This is a genomic window from [Flexibacter] sp. ATCC 35208, from assembly GCF_001975825.1.
Lineage (GTDB): Bacteria > Bacteroidota > Bacteroidia > Chitinophagales > Chitinophagaceae > Chitinophaga.
The window spans coordinates 33,141-50,481 of record NZ_MTKN01000021.1 but is presented as its reverse complement, the minus strand read 5'-3'; the positions used below and the strand labels follow the sequence as shown (position 1 = coordinate 50,481).

Genomic DNA, 17,341 nt, shown 5'->3' with positions numbered 1-17,341 from the left:
ATTCTCATCTCAGCTGCCAGCTATTTCCCGGTTGCCCACCCAGACAAATCGTCTGAGAATAAATTCCGGGTTTGTAAAGCTTGCATTTCCGGCAGGGTTGCCTCCGGTCACATGAAAATCAGAGAAAGCTGCGTGTTGGTTCACCCAGATAAAGCCGGTTAAATTGAAAGAAACCGGGGTGAATACGCTGTTCATCGCTTCCGTGATCTTTTCCTTTGTGTCCGGGTTTATAGCATATGCTGCACAGGTAATTGCCCCATGTTGTTCTGCCATCTGACGGGCCAGTTGAATAGACTCGTCCGTATCTTTTGTTTTTACCAATAACAAAACCGGGCCAAATAATTCCTGTTCAAAAATGTGTTTGTCGGTGCTTGCCACCTGCAGGATGGCTGGCGTAAAGCCTCTGGCGTGTGCAAACTCCTCATTTACCAGTGGCTGGCCTTCCAGTACCACCTTCGCACCCAGTTTACCGGCGTTGTGTGCCCGCTGCAGGGTCGTATCGTTCTGGAGTGCACCCAGTGTACCGGCACCCATTTTAGGATTGCTGACAAGGGCGGTTACCGCATTTTTGAATTTTTCTACTACTTCGTCAAAAGAAAGTGTGCCGTTAGGGGTTTGTACGCCTCCCGCAGGTATAAAGAAGTTCTGTGGCGCGGTACACATCTGTCCGGAGTACAGGGATACGGAGAATGCCAGATTCTGCATCACCGCATCTATATCAGCTACGCTATCCAGGATCACAGAGTTGACGCCCGCTTTTTCAGTAAAAACAGTTTTACCAGACAGGGATTCTACATAATTTCCAAACTGGCTGCCCCCTGTATAATCAATCAATTTAATACCGGGATGTTCGCACAAAGTTTTGGTGATCGGCGCTGCGGTGGTATCGGTGGCCAGCTGGCACAGGTTAGGGCTAAAGCCTTTCTCCTGCAACACCTGTTGGATAGCACTTACCGCAATCGCGATAGGCAGAATGGCCCTGGGGTGAGGTTTCACGATCACAGGGTTGCCTGTTACCAGGTCTGCATATATTCCAGGTAGCGAATTCCATACCGGGAATGTAGAGCAACCGATTACAAGCCCCGGCCCTTTGGGCATAGCCCTGAAATTCTTTTTGAGTTGGAGGGCGAATTTACCCATAGGTTTTTCCCACAACTGTTCGGCAGGGTAGCGGTTCAGTTCATGGTAGCCCATGGCAATTGCTTCCAGTGCGCGGTCATTTGCATGTGGTCCGGATGCCTGAAAGCTCATCATAAAGCTCTGCCCGGTGGTATGCTGGGTAGCGTAGGCGATGTCAAAAAAATACGTCTGTATACGCTCCAGGGTTTCTACCAGGATATCAGCCCGGATGTCCACAGTTGTATTGCGCCATTGGGGAGCCGCGGCAACAGCTTTTTCTACAAGATCGTCCGCAGTGAAGAGGGGATAGGTAATGCCAAGTGGTTCCATGGTGTATGGAGATACTTCCTCACCGGCCCACCCGGATTCACCGGTTTGTAAAAGTTGTGAAAAAGGGGTGTTGAGTTGTGCTTTGTACCTATTCTGGCCTTCTTCGGGGGCTTGCTCGCCATAAGCTTTGGGGTGCTCAGGGTATTGCGAGTAGAATGCGCGCTCGTGATTAGCCTTCACGGCTTTGTCAATCGTGTTTTGGTGTTTGATGGTAAGCATATGTGGAATTTGAATAATTAGCTTTTCATGCCGGGGCTTGCGTCGGCACAAGCCCCGGTTGATCTCTTTACCATCCTTCAGTCATTATCTTGCCAATGAGAAACGGTTATCGTTATAGTACTCATCAGCTCTCACCTTCAGGGGATGGCTGCGCTGGTATTGTAAAAACGCGTCGTATTCAGCTTTATGCATATTTGTCCAGGCTTTGAAAGCAGATTGGTTGCTTACTGGGCCAAAGATCCACTGGGTGTAAGCGTCGAATAAACCTTCTTTCAGCAGGCTGCGCTGGTAGTCAAATAATGCGTAGGGGAACTTTACACCTGAGAAGTTGAACCAGTCCAGCAGGAAACGGGTCCTTACCATCACCAGGCTCTCAGGGTCAATACCTGTCATTACTACTGATGTCTGTTTGCCCATGGAGGCTTTATAGCTGTCAGCAAATTCGGAGGCTGAGCGCTTTTTGCTCTTCCGCTCATTTTCCATATCCTCGAGGGCCTGGGTCATGAGCGTTGGATCGTTGTATAATTTTTTATACGCATCTATCAGCATGGTACGTACCTCTGCGGTACGGTCTGTATAGCTCTCCAGGTTGACGAAGATCTCACCGTAAATGATGATCCAGGAAGGATCTTTTACGTAAGAATACGCCCTGCAGGCATTGTAGTAGTTGCCAGGGAAAGTAGGATCTTTTTCAATCCCTTTCAGCCAGTTGGCCATCCCACCTTCATACACTTTCAGGAACATCAGCAGTTGTCCGTTGTCATTATACAGCTCGCCGCTTTCAGGGAAGCGCTTCAGGCCTTTTTCGTACAATTTCTGGGCTGTTTTCCATTCCTGGTTTGCCTGGTAAATATTACCGGCTATCTGGTAGAGTTGTGGATCAGCGTCCTTTTTACTCAGTAGTGGTTCGATAGTGCTTTTGGCTTTGCTCATATTGCCCTGAAGGAAATAGGCAAATCCCAGCTGCTTCTTATATTGGGTATTGTCAGGATCCATGGTAATGGCCTGGTTCAGTACCAATATGGCATTGGAATAATCTCCGCTGCGGAGAAAGCCGGTGGCGGTGTTAAATAATTCGTTGGCATCCTGTGCGAAAACCGGTACGGTCGCGCAAAAGAAGCCAATACATATAGCTATTTTCAATAAAGAAGCCCTCATGTACATCCTTGATCTTTCGTTTGATGTAAAAATAGGTAAAAAATATGCCAAACCTGCTTATAGCACATGGGATACGAGTCCGTCTCTTAATTTGGGTTCGAACCAGGTACTTTTAGGAGGCATCACATTACCACTATCTGCAATGTCAAATAATTGTTGAATGGTGACCGGGTACAATGCAAAAGCGACTTTGTATTCTCCGCTATCTACGCGTTTCACCAGTTCCTGTAATCCCCGGATACCGCCTACGAAGTCGATACGTTTGTCAGTGCGTTGGTCTTTGATACCGAGCAGTTTATCCAGCACGTTGTTGGAGAGGATGGTGACATCCAATATTCCAATGGGATCATAGCTAAAGGTGCCATCCTGTGCCACCAGGCGATACCAGCTGCCATCCAGGTACATACTGAATTCATGGAGCATAGAAGGGGCTTGTGGCAGGTGACCGATGGGTTCTATTACAAAGTCGTATTCCAGTTTGGAGAGCAGATCTTCTTTGCTCAGGCCATTCAGGTCTTTGACCACTCTGTTGTAATCAAGGATCACCAGCTGGCTGGCGGGGAAGATGGTGGTCAGGAAATAATTGGCCGGATCATCGAGGCCAATGCGTTGTTGTTCTTCCAATTCCTTTTGTACCAGGGAGGCGGATGCGGCACGATGATGCCCATCTGCGATATATGTATATGGTACTTTGGTTTCGAAGAGCGCAGTGATCTCGTCGTTGGTGGCTTTGTCATCCACCACCCAGATGGTGTGCTGAATGCCGTCGGCAGCTGTGAAGTCGTACGCAGGAGCATGATGCGCTGTCCATTGATCAATGAGAGAATTGATGGCAGGAACATCATTGTAGGCAAGGAATACATTGCCTGTTTGTGCGTTGGTAGTTTTGATATTGTTGATCCTGTCCTTCTCTTTGTCAGGACGGGTGAATTCGTGCTTTTTGATAATCCCGCTATTGTAATCGGAGATGGACGAAATACAAACAAGACCTGTCTGGCTGCGGCCATTCATGATCAGGCGGTAGATGTAATAGGCGGGGGCGTCGTCCTGGAAGAGGGTCCCATCTTTGATAAATCGTTGCAAATTTTCTGCGGCTTTATCGTATACAGACTGGCTATACACGTCGGTACCATCTGGCAGGTCGATTTCTGATTTTGAAACGTGGTAAAAAGAGTAGGGGTTGCCGGCTGCTTCTAATTTAGCTTCTGGAGCGCTTAAAACATCGTATGGTCTGGCTGCAACTTTCTCAGCCAGTGCCGGTGTGGGTCTTAATCCTTTGAACGGTCTGATGATTGCCATATTGAAAGGTAATTGTTAGTCAGGTAAATGTAACTGCAAATAGGCAGATGAGCAAATACAAGGCCACAATGGTGTTTGCATTAAAAATGACTGCCGCAGGGGTTGGCCCAAAAGCAAAAAGCTCCCACCTGCGGTGGGAGCTTTTTGCTTTTATAGTAAGTAAGATTATGCTTTCTTCAGGCTAAAATATTTCATTGCCTCTACCAGTACTTCCACACTTTCATATGGCAATGCATTGTAAAGAGAAGCACGGAAACCACCTACACTGCGATGCCCCTTGATACCTACAATGTCTTCCTTCTTTGTAAATTTCAGGAACTCATCTTCCAGTTCAGGTTTATCCATGATAAAGCAAACGTTCATGCGGCTACGGTCTTCCTTCGCCACAGTACCACGGAATAACGGGTTGTGATCGATTTCATCATACAGGAACGCTGCTTTCTTCTCATTTAATTTTTCAATTCCTGCAGCACCGCCCTGGTCTCTCAACCAGCGTAGCGTGAGCATGGAAATGTAAATTGAAAATACGGGAGGGGTATTCAACATTGATCCATTCTCAATGTGATTACGATAATCCAATATTGTTGGAATCTTGCGGGTTACCTTGCCAAGAATACTTTTGCGTACAGCTACCATAGTAACGCCAGCAGCGCCCATGTTTTTCTGTACACCGGCATAGATGAGCGAGAACTTGTTGAAGTCCATTTGTCTGCTCAGGATATCACTGCTCATATCACCAATCAGGGGTACATCTACGGTTGGAATGTTCTGCCATTGTGTACCATAGATGGTATTGTTGGTTGTGATATGCAGGTAAGTTGATTTGGCGGAAACATTAAATTGTTTGGGGATGTAATTGTAGTTACTTTCTTTTGAACTACCAGCTACGTCTACGAAACCAAACTGCTTTGCTTCTTTAATCGCCTTATTGCTCCATACACCGGTATCTATGTAAGATGCCGTTCCATCATTTTCAAGTAAGTTCATCGGAACCTGCAGGAATTGCTGCGTAGCACCACCATGAAGGTAGAGTACTTCGAAATCATCTTCCAGTTGCATCAGTTCGCGTACGAGATTACGTGCCTCATCAATTACAGCCTGAAACAGTGGAGTCCTGTGCCCTATTTCCAATATGGACATTCCTGACCCCTCAAAGTCAATCAAAGCCTTACTAGCCTTATACAGAACCTCATTTGGTAATACGGAAGGTCCCGCGTTAAAATTGTGCACCTTCATAGGTCGATCTAAATTAAATAAATTGTTAGCTTGTTCCACTTTGCTTCTTGGTTTTGTCAGAGGAATGGATTAAAAAATAGATAATGGCATTTCAAATCAGATGCTGATGTTGTGTAGGATAAGGCTAAAAAGATAGTAGTAACAAAGATAATTTATATTTTTTTAAAATCGAAATTAATTGAAAAGCCCTTGGGTACTCAGTTTTCTCTTTTGCACAAAGCTTGTGCCAGCTATTCCTCCACACGACCGATCATTTTGCCTGTGTCTGGCAGGGGCGTATTCTCTTTCAGTTTTTTGTTAATATTATTAAGTGGTGGCTGGCCAGCATCGACCCAGGCAGTATACCAGCAACTGGCTACTGCATGAATGGCTGCCCGCATACGCCGTTCTACCATATCGCCCAGCAATTGCTGATACGCTTTCGTATAGGAAGTAGCGTAAGTACGTACCAGTTTTCCTTTCCTGTTTTCATAAGCATATTTTGTGTCTGGCGGCGTACGTTGACTCAGGGCTTTCTCCTGTTTTAATACGGTGTCTGCTGCGCCGGCACTACTACTCACTACCTGCCATATAAAAGTTGGAACATCCCTGATATAAACGGCCTTTCCACACCAGTAGTTGAAACTGCCATCCGCCAGCAGTTCGGGAATGCGGGATTCCCATAAACCATGAATACCTTCCTGCCCGGTGAACTGTCCGTTGTGATTAGAACAGGCATGCAGGGGCACATGTGCATCTGCCACATAATGGCCCAGGTCAGCGCTGAACCGGAGTATTTTGTCAGGATCTTTTTCCTGGAAGGCTTTGGATAGGCGCGCCATCATGAGCGGAATGTACCAGGGTACAATTCCATATTGTAGCAGGCTATCTTCCCCAAACTGTAGCAGGGCTGCCGGCCAGCTACGGGGTATCCAATCGTAAGGTGGTGAGCCATAGTGATCGATGTCTATGTAATGACGGGGGCCTTCGGCAGCTACGATATATCTTCTTTTATCAGCATCTGTAGCATGCGCTTTCAGGTAGGCCTGCTGCGGCTTGTAGAGTGCGAGCATAGCGGGTGGCAGAGAGAATACCGCCAGCTCATTGATCCGCTGATGGGCAAAAAATCCCCAGCCCACAGTTTTGAATGGGAGGAGGATGCAAACAACAATGGAAAACAATCTTTTAAAAAACATGATTATTTATGGTGGTGTTCCAGGGAGGTCACCCCACCACTCACGGCAAACTTCATCGCTTCCCCTGCAGAAATATTCGTAAGGGGTTTTACCTTTTCAGCAGGCACCATGAATACTTTACCCGTGATGGCGTAAGCATGTGGCACGTATACCGCCATGTAGCCTTCCAGGCCCAGGATGGTTACGTCCGGCTGGGTGATGAAGCCCATTTCCCATACGTCCACACCATAGATCTGGACAAGTACAGGGTGATCGAACTTCTTCTTTTCCCCTACAAAGGCGTCGAAAACGTCTTTGACAGATGAGTAAATATATTTGATGAAAGGTGTCTTTTCCAGGATGCCGTCAAATAGGGCAAAGATCCTTCCCAGAATAAAAGAAGAACTCAGGTAACCTACTGTCACAACCAGGAGTAATACCAACGCAAAGCCCACCCCCTTGAACCGGAGGTAGCTAAAAGGAGCCTCCTGAGAGATAAGGTCCTTCGGGAAGATGTTGTCGATGGTTACAAACAGGTAATACAAAGTAAAGGCGGTCACACCGATAGGTGCCAGGATCAGCAGACCCTGGAAGAAATACCTTAATATCTTCGAAGCCAAAACTTTAAGACGGGTTTTTGGAGACATAATTTGTTATAATAACTGGGCAAAGGTACTATATAATGAGGCAATGTGTTTTTTAACTTCAACTTATCTACATTAAATAAAATCATTCTGGAAACTTTCAAAGTCTAAAAAGTTTCCATAGTTTTAGGATAACCTAATTCTGGCTCCAAATACACTATCCAATGGAAATACAATCACGTATTCTGGATACTGCCTTCAATCTGTTCAGCCAATGTGGCACCAGATCCATTACCATGGACGACATTGCCCATAAAATGGGTGTCTCCAAAAAGACCCTCTATGCCCATTTCGCCGACAAAGACGAATTGGTCACCCATGCGATTATGCGTTACCTCCACGCGGTAGACGCCGACTGCAAAGCAAATCAAACCCAGGCCGTCAATGCCATCGATGAGCTCTTCCTCGTCATGGAAATGCTGGACAAACAGTTCAGAAACATGAAGCCACTTGTGCTCCTCGACCTGCAAAGATATCACTCCACCGCCTACCAGGCCTTCCTCTCTTACAGAGATACCAGCCTGCAAAGCACCATCCGCGAAAACCTGCAGAGAGGCATCCGGGAAGGACTCTATCGCTCCGACCTGGATGTGGATGTACTCACCCAATATCGCCTGGCTACAGCCATGCTCTGTTTTCAACCAGATGTATTCGCACCCGGGTTGTATGAAATGAGTAAAGTACAACGCATTTTATTGGAACATTTTCTCTATGGACTTGTTTCCAGTGAGGGATTTGAAAGGATTGAAGCCTACAAACAACAACTATCGTAAAACCAAATGACCTTTATGCAAGCGAACAAAAAGCGGACAGGATGGATAGGAACCTTGCTGCTACTGATCTTTCACACGGGAATGGCCCAGTCTCCCACCAATACGCCGTTAGCGCCGATGTCGCTCACTGCGAAAGAAGCGGTTGACTATGCCCTGGCTAACCAGGCCACCGTGCGAAACGCTAAACTGGATGAACTGATCCAGCTGGCAAAAAACAAAGAAGTCAGCGGAATGGCCCTGCCACAATTGAGCGGCGCAGGTTCCTTCCAGCACAATCCAATCGTCCAGAAACAACTGATCGATGCTTCCAACTTCTCTGACACTGTGCCCAAAGGTACCCTCGTGCCCTTCGCCTTTGGCCTTAAATTCAATGTGCTCGGCGAAGTGAAATTCAGCCAGGTACTCTTCGATCCTAGTGTACTCGTCGCCCTACAGGCCCGCAAAACACTGGAAGAACTTTCCCACAGAGGCGTACAGAAAGCAGAGATCGATGTCAAAGTGAATGTTTACAAATCTTATTACAACGTGCTTTCCGCACGTAAAGCCCTGACCATACTCAGGGGCAACCTCACCACACTTGAAAAACTGCTTGGAGAAACAAGAGAAACCTACAAGAACGGTCTCGTAGAAAAACTGGATGTAGACAGGCTCGTCGTACAGTTAACCAACCTCCGCACGGAAGAAATCAAATTACAGAACCTCTCCGAAGTAGGATTGGCAGCCCTCAAATACTCTATGGGCATGCCCATGAAGCAGGAGCTGACACTCACCGACACGCTCTCTCTGGCAGAAATAAAATCAGCAGTAGCCGTAGAAAAGTTCGACTACTCCCAGCGTATAGAATACCAGTTACTGGAATCACAAAAGAAAGCATACGAATACGATCTCAAGCGCTATAAATACAATGCCCTGCCAATACTCTCTCTCTTTGGTACAGGTGGTGTGAGCCGCGCGAGCGATGTGTTCAACTACTTTGATAATCAAACGTGGTACGGCTATGTAGGCTATGGGGTGAACCTGAGCTTCAATATCTTCACCGGATTCCAGCGCAAACGAAAGGTAGACCAGGCTTTCCTGCAGGTAAAGAAAACAGAAGTGAGCATAGAGGATGCAAAACTAGGTATCGATCTGGAACAAACACAATCTACTTCCAACCTGCGCAACAACATCGTGGCGCTCGAAGCCCAGGAAAGCAATATGCAACTGGCACAGGAAGTATACAATACTACACAGATCAAATACAAGGAAGGAGTTGGTTCCAGCGTGGAAATGAGTAATGCGGAGAATGACCTGCTCACTGCCCAGAACAATTATTTCACAGCACTATACAACGCCAGTGTGTCCAGGATCGACTACCTGAAAGCGTATGGCAAGTTGTAGTGGCTGCATTATTTCTCATTCTAATTCATTCTATATGTCTTACAAACATCACTCCGCATTACTGTTCCTGCTCGTCTTCATGGCATGCGGTCAACCTACAGCTGAAGAAAAACTCAAAAAGCTGAAACAACAGGAAGCGGACCTGAAAAAGGAGATTGCAAAGCTGGAAAAACAAGTGAATAAAACGGATACTGCCGACAAAAAGATGAAGTCAGTGATCGTCACTGCTGTAAAAGATTCCCTATTCGAACACTATATAGATATACAGGGCGCTGTAGATGCACGTGAAAATGTGAACGTCAGTTCCAAAGTACCGGGTGTGATCACCGCCATTTATGTAAAAGAAGGACAGAACGTATCCAAAGGTCAGACACTGGCACAGGTCGACGATCAGATCCTGAGAGCCAATGTGGCGGAACTCCGCACCCAGCTGGAACTGGCCACTACACTCTACGAAAAACAACAGAACCTCTGGAAACAGCAGATTGGCTCTGAAGTACAATATCTCAATGCCAAAAACCAGAAAGAATCACTGGAACGGAAAATGGCTACCCTGAATGATCAACTCTCTCAGGCTAAGATCATATCACCTATCAATGGTTCTATCGATGCGGTGGTTTCTAAACTGGGCGACAATGCAGCACCGGGTTCCACTTCATTCAGAGTGGTGAACAATGTGAACTTACGTGTGCTGGCCAATGTTGCAGAAGCCTACGCCGGCGTGGTAAAAACAGGTGATCAGGTAGTAGTAAGATTCCCGGATATAGACAAACAGATCCGTACTAAAATCGGATTTGCAGCCAGAACTATCGATCCTGTAAGCCGTACTATCAAAGTAGAAGTACCGCTAACCAGCGATCCTGCATTGAGACCAAACATGATTGCACAGATCAAGATCATAGACTATGCTACACCTCATGCACTGGTGATACCTGTTAATATCATCCAGTATGCATTGGGTAGATCCTATGTAATCGTCGCTGAGAAATCCAAAGATGGATTGATTGCAAAAAGAAGGGAAGTGGAAGTAGGGCGCACCTACAATGACAAAGCTGAAATCAAAGGCGGATTACAGGCAGGAGATAATGTAGTAACAACAGGTTATCAGGGATTGAATGACAATGACCTGATCCAGTTATGATCTTAAAAATACTGTTGTATGCAAGATAATCTGAACAAAGAATTTAAGCCTACCAGCTGGGCCATTGATAATAAAGTGAGCGTGTATGTCGCTACTATTATCATAGCCATAGCAGGTATACTATCCTATCAAAACCTGCCGAAGGAGCAATATCCGGAGGTTGTGTTTCCGCAGTTCTATATCAGTACTATCAATAGTGGTACATCTCCTGAAGATATGGAAACACTGGTGACCAAGCCCATTGAAAAGCAGCTGGGTGGTTTGTCTGGTGTCAAATCTATCAAGAGTACAAGTATGCAGGATTATTCTGCTATCACCATTGAGTTCGAAGCTGGTGAGAACATGGAATCGGCACGTCAGGAAGTGAGAGAAAAAGTAGACGATGCGAAGAAAGACCTGCCGAATAATCTTACACAGGAACCGCAGATCATCAAGATCGATGTATCGCAGATCCCTATTATGAACATCAACCTGTCTGGTGATTTCGATCTGCAATCACTGAAGAAGTATGCAGATGAAATGCAGGATAGGATCGAAGCGCTGAACGAGATCACCCGTGTAGATATCGTCGGTGCACTTGATCGTGAAATCCAGATCAATGTAGATAAATACAAGATGGATGCAGCGCAGGTGAGCTTCGATGATATTGCTAATGCGGTGGCTGCTGAAAACAGAACCATCTCTGGTGGTCAGGTGTCCATGGATGGACAAAAGCGTACACTGAGTGTAAAGGGTGAATATAAAGATCCCACTAAATTGCGCAATATCGTAATCCGCAGTGCATCTGGCTCAACCGTATACCTGCGTGATATTGCCGATGTAGTAGATGGATTTGAGGAGCAGGAAAGCTATGCGCGTCTGGGCGGTAAGAATGTGATCACGCTGAACGTGATCAAGCAGAGCGGCAAGAACCTGATCGATGCTTCTGACAAGATCAGGGTGATCATCGGGGACATGAAAAAAGATTATCTCCCTAAAGGATTGAATGTAGTGGTCACGGGCGATCAGTCAAACGCTACGCGTGTTACACTACATGACCTGATCAATACCATCATCATCGGCTTCCTGCTGGTGACGCTGATTCTCATGTTCTTCATGGGAGCGGTGAATGCGATCTTCGTGGCCATGTCTGTACCGATTTCAATGTTCATCGCCTTCCTGATACTGCCAGCCTATCATTTTACATTAAATATGATGGTGCTGTTCTCGTTCCTGCTGGCATTGGGGATTGTGGTAGACGATGCGATCGTGGTGATAGAAAACGTGCATCGTATTTTCTATGAACGCAAGGACCTCGGCATTGTGAAGGCGGCTAAGATAGCGGCAGGGGAGGTGTTTCTACCGGTGTTTTCGGGTACACTGACGGTGTTGGCGCCATTCGTGCCCTTGCTGTTCTGGCCGGGTATCATCGGTAAGTTTATGTTCTTTCTGCCATTGACGTTGATTACGACACTCGGTGCATCGCTGGTAGTAGCTTATATTATCAATCCTGTGTTTGCCGTGGATTTTATGGACAGGCATGAAGGAGAAAACCATCCAAAGCCGGCATGGAATAGAAAGTTCACTTACATGGCGATCGTGTTTGGTGTAATAGCGCTGATAGGATATGCAAATGGTAGTGTGGGACTGGGCAACTTTGTCATCTTTTTATTCCTGCTGATACTGCTGGAAAAATTTTATTTAGGAGGTGTGGCACGCCGCTTCCAGAGCAACTTCTGGCCAAAGGTACAGGAGCGTTACAAGCGTATATTACAATGGTGCCTTGTTGGATGGAGACCTATATGGATATTGATCGGCACATTTGGTTTGCTAATATTCAGCATTATGCTCACGGCCATCAGGAATCCGAAAGTAGTATTCTTCCCGCAGGCAGATCCTAACTTCATCTATGCATATATAGAGTTGCCAATGGGTACAGATCAGAAGTACACTGATAGTATCACACACATTGTAGAGGAAAGGATCACAAAAGTAGTGGGTGCGAATAATCCGATAGTAGAATCTATTATCTCCAACGTAGCAGTGGGGGCGGGTGATCCATCGCAGACGGATATGAGTACGCAGCCTCATAAAGGTAAAGTGACCGTTGCATTTGTGGAGTTTGGAAAACGTGATGGTCATGATACCAAACAATATCTTGATAAGATCAGGCAGGCGGTAAAAGGTATACCGGGTACAGATATAACAGTAGAGCAGGAGCAGGGCGGACCGCCAACAGGTAAGCCCATCAATATTGAAATAACGGGTGATGAATTTGAAGAACTGACATCTACAGCCACTAAACTGAAACGTTATCTTGATTCACTGGAGATCGGTGGTGTAGAGGAATTGCGTTCAGACTTTCAGAGCAACAAACCTGAAATTGTGGTGGATATAGATCGTGAGCGTGCAAACAGGGAAGGTATTTCTACCACAACTATTGGTATGGCATTGCGCACTGCTTTGTATGGATATGAAGCCTCTAAGTTCAGAGATCCGGAAGACGATTATCCGATCATGGTCCGGTTCCAGGAAACCCAGCGTAACAATATCAACACACTCATGAACCTGAACTTAGTATACAGAGATATGAATATGGGAGGTATGATCAGACAGGTGCCGCTGAGTGCAGTGGCAAATGTTCATTACTCCAATACTTATGCAAGTATCAGGCGTATAGATCAGAAGCGCGTGGTGACATTGTATTCAAATGTACTCAACGGTTATAATGCGAACGAAGTAGTACAGCAAATACAAACAGCCGTGAGTGATTTTGCAAAGCCTGCTGGTATCCAGGTAAAGATGACGGGTGAGCAGGAAGATCAGGCAGAGACAATGAACTTCCTGATGGTTGCGATGGTTGGTGCATTTGGATTGATCCTGATGATCATGGTAACGCAGTTTAATTCCGTTGGTCGTCCGCTGATCATCTTTATGGAAATTCTTTTTAGTATCATAGGGGTATTCCTTGGTTTCTCCGTTTTTGGAATGGATATCTCGATCGTAATGACGGGGGTAGGTATCATGGCGCTGGCGGGTATCGTAGTGCGTAATGGTATCGTACTGGTAGAGTTTACAGATCTGTTGGTGCAACAAAATATGCCAGTGTATGAAGCGGTGGTTGAAGCGGGCAGAACCCGTATGACGCCGGTATTACTTACGGCAATAGCTGCGATCCTTGGTTTGATTCCGCTGGCAGTGGGATTCAATATCGACTTCGAAACCTTGTTCTCTCATTTCCAGCCACATATCTTCTTTGGTGGAGACAATGTGGCGTTCTGGGGGCCATTGGCGTGGACCATGGTGTATGGGTTAGTCTTTGCTACATTCCTGACCCTGGTCCTTGTACCGGTGATGTATGCGATGAATAAGCGGTCGATAGACGTGCTGGATTATAAAGGATGGCCGAGGGGATTGAAGTATATTCCATTCTTCGTAGTGATTGTGAAGCTGTTTATGAAGAAGGAGACGGTGCGAAAACTGCATGCGCCGGATTATGTATCAGACAAGCCGTATAAGTTTTTCAATGGTAAAGAGGAAGAGGAGGCACCACATGGAAATGGGGTAGCAGTGAAGGAAGTGAAGAGCTTGTAATAGATAATTTTAAGTAAGTGTACACAATTACAGTGTAACAGTTGTAGGTTTAACAGCATACCGTCCCGTTTCGTCCGGGACGGTTTTTTTGTATTAAACTCAGCCATATTCCCACTTTTTTATGTATCTTAACAAACTTTAACAAATAACTACAGTAGCAAATCATTATTTTTGGACCTTAAGCGCCATTTTTGTTAATCCGGGTAACAACAACGCTATGCGACGCAACCATGAAATAGATTACCGTATCTATGGTGAAGAAATACAGATTGTCGAAATAGAACTCGATCCACAGGAGACTGCCGTGGCCGAGAGTGGTAGTTTCATGATGATGGACCAGGAGATACAGATGCAAACCATGTTTGGTGACGGTTCACAGTCTAATCAAGGTATTTTAGGAAAATTGATGTCTGCCGGTAAGCGTATGCTGACCGGGGAGAGTCTTTTTATGACTGCATTTACGAATATGGGGAATGGAAAGAAACGTGTAAGTTTTGCGGCACCTTACCCGGGTAAGATAATCCCCATGGATTTGTCCCTGATGGGTGGCAAGGTGATTTGTCAGAAGGATGCGTTCCTATGTGCGGCGAAGGGGGTAAGTATCGGAATAGAGTGGCAGCGTAAGCTGGGAACTGGGATCTTTGGAGGTGAGGGTTTCATCATGGAAAAGCTGGAAGGTGATGGTATGGCTTTTGTGCACGCAGGGGGGTTGGTATTAGAGAAAGAATTACTGCCCGGACAGGTATTAAAAATAGATACAGGATGTCTGGTTGCATATACTTCAGGAGTAGATTTTGACGTTGAATTTGTACGTGGAATAAAGAATATGGTATTTGGTGGCGAGGGTTTATTTTTCGCTACATTAAGAGGACCCGGAAAGGTATGGGTACAGTCGTTGCCTATTAGCCGATTAGCAAGCAGGATCGTATCATATGGAACAGTTCGCCGAAAAGAAGAAGGTAGTATACTGGGCGGATTGGGAAATATACTGGATGGAGATTGATAAATAATTAAACTGAAACAGAAATAAACTGTTATAACTGGAAATAATCAGACGTATTAAAAACTGGTATCGTTAACAACCGCCTTATTGAATAACCGTTATTAGCAGGTATTTTTATAGAATTGACATCATTAAACAGACAAAGAGTCAAATAACTGTTGTAACTGGCAGAGGAAAAATTGATAAACCGGTCATTACTGATTGACAGTGAAACAACGTGGTACCTTCCTAAGGAAGAAGGCCTATGATCATGAGATTTATTTATTGAAAACAAGATTATCAAACGGAATACTATATAGAAAGAAAGGAATATTGACTAACCAGTAATTTTTAAACAAACTGATATTATTAATAAGCAGCATTAGCAATTAACAGAAGGAAAATTTAGCAAACTATACATACTAGAATAACTGGCGCTATTGCATGGCGGTATTGAGTCCTGCATGATAGTGACGGGCATTATGGACCATAAAAATAATTGTACACGTTAAGGATTCTGTAATACACCAAAAGGGCCATTGAATACTCAATTTTTTTAAGTAGAGTCTTCGTTAAAAGCAGAATCTGCCCGGAAACAATGGAAATTGAATTATGTTTGATCTATCATGGGCATTTGCCGAAGAGCAGGACCGGAAAGACACATTGAAAAACTATAGGAATCAGTTTTATTTCCCACAGCGGAATGGAAAGGATGCGATATATTTTTGTGGTAATTCGTTAGGTCTGCAACCGAAGAATGTACAACCAGCAGTAATGCAGGAGCTAGAGGACTGGCAGCAATGTGCGGTAGAAGGGTATTGGGGAGCCAGGAATCCGTGGTTGTATTATCAGCAATATTGCAGCCGGCCGATGGTGGAAATAGTAGGTGCCAGCCAGGAGGAACTGACAGTAATGAATACACTGACTGTCAATCTTCACTTGATGATGATGACATTTTACAAACCGACAAAGGAAAAATTCAAGATATTAATGGAAGCAGGTGCGTTTCCCAGCGATCAATACGCTGTGGAGACCCAGGTGAAACTGCATGGCCTGGATCCGGCGACGGCAATAATAGAAGTAGCGCCCCGTGAAGGAGAATTTTTAATAAGCGAGGAAGATATTTTTCAGATAATTGATCAGGAAAGTAGTAGCTTAGCGCTTATATTGTTGGGGGGAATAAACTATTATACCGGCCAATTGTTTAATATGCAGTCCATTACGAAAGCAGCTCACAAAGTAGGGGCTGTAGTCGGGTTCGACCTGGCACACGTAGTAGGAAACGTACCTGTGAAGTTACACGACTGGGAAGTAGATTTTGCCGTGTGGTGCTCATATAAGTATCTAAATGGAGGCCCCGGCGCAGTTGGAGGAGCATTTATACATGAAAGACATGCCCGAGACAGGAACCAGCCAAGGTTAGGCGGCTGGTGGGGCAACGAAGAAACCATCCGTTTTAAAATGGAAAAAGGCTTTGAGCCTAAAAACCGTGCAGAAGGCTGGCAAATAAGCACAGGACAGGTATTTAACATGGTAGCATTGAAAGCCTCGCTGGAACTGTTTGAATCAGCTGGTATGGCAGCTTTGAGAGATAAAAGTATACAACTTACCAATTATCTTGAATTCCTGTTAAAACATATAGAAAACATAAAATTTGAAATAATTACGCCTAAAAATTGTAATGAACGCGGCGCCCAATTATCTTTGCTTTTCCATGACAGAGGTAAAGAAATCCAACAAAAGATGACGGAAGCCGGTATCATTGTGGACTGGCGAGAGCCCGGAGTCATTCGGATTTCACCGGCGCCCTTATATAACTCTTATGGAGACGTATTTCATTTTTATGAAATCATAGCAAATATTGCTTAAAACGCTTAATTAAGTACGATGAATTTTGAGAGAAACGAACGCCCCCGCAGGCCCTACTCTCCTCCTGGTGCAGACAAAGACCAAGATCCCAATAAGGAGAGACCAGGCGGTTACTTCAAACCCGATTTTAACAATGAAAGGGAGGGCAAACCTGGTGGTTACAACCAGGACAATGACAGACCTAATTTTAACCGTGACCGCGGCGAAAGCGGCGGTGGCTATAATCGCGGTGATCGCGATGGTGGCAGCGGTGGATATCGTCCACGCGACAACGGTGGCTATGGCGGCGGCGGCGGCTACGATCGCGGCGGCAGTGGTGGCTACGGTGGCGGCGGAGACCGTGACTTCAACCGTGAAGGCGGTGGTGGTGGCTATAACCGCGAAGGCGGTGGTGGCGGCTACAATCGTGGCGGCGGCGGTGGTTATGATCGCGGCGGCAGCGGTGGCGGTGGTTACGATCGCGG

13 protein-coding genes are annotated in these 17,341 nt (G+C 45.6%); 7 read left to right on the top strand and 6 right to left on the bottom strand.

Going from position 1 to position 17,341, the window contains the following annotated elements:
- Nucleotides 1-9: 9 nt before the first annotated feature.
- From paaN to BW716_RS15055, 6 genes are all read right to left on the bottom strand, one after another.
- Nucleotides 10-1,668 (bottom strand): phenylacetic acid degradation protein PaaN, encoded by a 1,659-nt coding sequence (gene paaN, locus BW716_RS15080; RefSeq protein WP_083723414.1) that lies wholly within the window; start codon nt 1,666-1,668, stop codon nt 10-12.
- An 84-nt stretch (nt 1,669-1,752) separates the two neighbouring features.
- Entirely contained in the window at nt 1,753-2,826 is a 1,074-nt protein-coding gene (locus BW716_RS15075) for a lipopolysaccharide assembly protein LapB (protein WP_179091145.1), read from the bottom strand.
- A 57-nt stretch (nt 2,827-2,883) separates the two neighbouring features.
- Nucleotides 2,884-4,125: a DUF1015 domain-containing protein gene (locus BW716_RS15070; RefSeq protein WP_083723410.1), complete on the bottom strand. Its 1,242-nt coding sequence runs from the start codon at nt 4,123-4,125 to the stop codon at nt 2,884-2,886.
- Between the two features lie 165 nt (nt 4,126-4,290).
- Entirely contained in the window at nt 4,291-5,361 is a 1,071-nt protein-coding gene (gene serC / locus BW716_RS15065) for a 3-phosphoserine/phosphohydroxythreonine transaminase (RefSeq protein WP_083723408.1), read from the bottom strand.
- 230 nt (nt 5,362-5,591) lie between these two features.
- A complete protein-coding gene (locus tag BW716_RS15060; RefSeq protein ID WP_083723406.1) occupies nt 5,592-6,536 on the bottom strand; it encodes a zinc dependent phospholipase C family protein in 945 nt (314 codons plus the stop codon).
- 2 nt (nt 6,537-6,538) lie between these two features.
- Entirely contained in the window at nt 6,539-7,162 is a 624-nt protein-coding gene (locus BW716_RS15055) for a DUF502 domain-containing protein (RefSeq protein WP_083723404.1), read from the bottom strand.
- A gap of 161 nt (nt 7,163-7,323) precedes the next feature.
- On the opposite strand from BW716_RS15055, the gene BW716_RS15050 reads away from it, so the two are divergent.
- From BW716_RS15050 to BW716_RS36770, 7 genes are all read left to right on the top strand, one after another.
- Nucleotides 7,324-7,932: a TetR/AcrR family transcriptional regulator gene (locus tag BW716_RS15050; RefSeq protein ID WP_083723402.1), complete on the top strand. Its 609-nt coding sequence runs from the start codon at nt 7,324-7,326 to the stop codon at nt 7,930-7,932.
- Between the two features lie 15 nt (nt 7,933-7,947).
- Nucleotides 7,948-9,312, top strand: a complete 1,365-nt coding sequence (locus tag BW716_RS15045) for a TolC family protein (RefSeq protein ID WP_179091144.1) — start codon at nt 7,948-7,950, stop codon at nt 9,310-9,312.
- 34 nt (nt 9,313-9,346) lie between these two features.
- Nucleotides 9,347-10,453: an efflux RND transporter periplasmic adaptor subunit gene (locus BW716_RS15040; RefSeq protein ID WP_083723398.1), complete on the top strand. Its 1,107-nt coding sequence runs from the start codon at nt 9,347-9,349 to the stop codon at nt 10,451-10,453.
- 18 nt (nt 10,454-10,471) lie between these two features.
- Nucleotides 10,472-14,026: an efflux RND transporter permease subunit gene (locus tag BW716_RS15035; protein ID WP_083723396.1), complete on the top strand. Its 3,555-nt coding sequence runs from the start codon at nt 10,472-10,474 to the stop codon at nt 14,024-14,026.
- A gap of 217 nt (nt 14,027-14,243) precedes the next feature.
- The gene (locus tag BW716_RS15030; RefSeq protein WP_083723394.1) at nt 14,244-15,029 is read left to right on the top strand and encodes a TIGR00266 family protein; all 786 of its coding nucleotides are present in this window, start codon (nt 14,244-14,246) and stop codon (nt 15,027-15,029) included.
- Between the two features lie 591 nt (nt 15,030-15,620).
- On the top strand, nt 15,621-16,877 hold the full coding sequence (kynU, locus tag BW716_RS15025; RefSeq protein ID WP_083723392.1) for a kynureninase: 1,257 nt from the start codon (nt 15,621-15,623) through the stop codon (nt 16,875-16,877).
- Nucleotides 16,878-16,902: 25 nt separating this feature from the next.
- The coding region (locus BW716_RS36770) for a hypothetical protein (RefSeq protein ID WP_179091143.1) at nt 16,903-17,341 on the top strand (439 nt) is incomplete at its 3' end.

What these genes read in the sequence shown, in the direction of transcription:
- paaN (WP_083723414.1), bottom strand. Translation starts at nt 1,668, where the DNA reads ATGCTTACCATCAAACACCAAAACACGATTGACAAAGCCGTGAAGGCT.
- BW716_RS15075 (WP_179091145.1), bottom strand. Translation starts at nt 2,826, where the DNA reads ATGAGGGCTTCTTTATTGAAAATAGCTATATGTATTGGCTTCTTTTGC.
- BW716_RS15070 (WP_083723410.1), bottom strand. Translation starts at nt 4,125, where the DNA reads ATGGCAATCATCAGACCGTTCAAAGGATTAAGACCCACACCGGCACTG.
- serC (WP_083723408.1), bottom strand. Translation starts at nt 5,361, where the DNA reads ATGAAGGTGCACAATTTTAACGCGGGACCTTCCGTATTACCAAATGAG.
- BW716_RS15060 (WP_083723406.1), bottom strand. Translation starts at nt 6,536, where the DNA reads ATGTTTTTTAAAAGATTGTTTTCCATTGTTGTTTGCATCCTCCTCCCA.
- BW716_RS15055 (WP_083723404.1), bottom strand. Translation starts at nt 7,162, where the DNA reads ATGTCTCCAAAAACCCGTCTTAAAGTTTTGGCTTCGAAGATATTAAGG.
- BW716_RS15050 (WP_083723402.1), top strand. Translation starts at nt 7,324, where the DNA reads ATGGAAATACAATCACGTATTCTGGATACTGCCTTCAATCTGTTCAGC.
- BW716_RS15045 (WP_179091144.1), top strand. Translation starts at nt 7,948, where the DNA reads ATGCAAGCGAACAAAAAGCGGACAGGATGGATAGGAACCTTGCTGCTA.
- BW716_RS15040 (WP_083723398.1), top strand. Translation starts at nt 9,347, where the DNA reads ATGTCTTACAAACATCACTCCGCATTACTGTTCCTGCTCGTCTTCATG.
- BW716_RS15035 (WP_083723396.1), top strand. Translation starts at nt 10,472, where the DNA reads ATGCAAGATAATCTGAACAAAGAATTTAAGCCTACCAGCTGGGCCATT.
- BW716_RS15030 (WP_083723394.1), top strand. Translation starts at nt 14,244, where the DNA reads ATGCGACGCAACCATGAAATAGATTACCGTATCTATGGTGAAGAAATA.
- kynU (WP_083723392.1), top strand. Translation starts at nt 15,621, where the DNA reads ATGTTTGATCTATCATGGGCATTTGCCGAAGAGCAGGACCGGAAAGAC.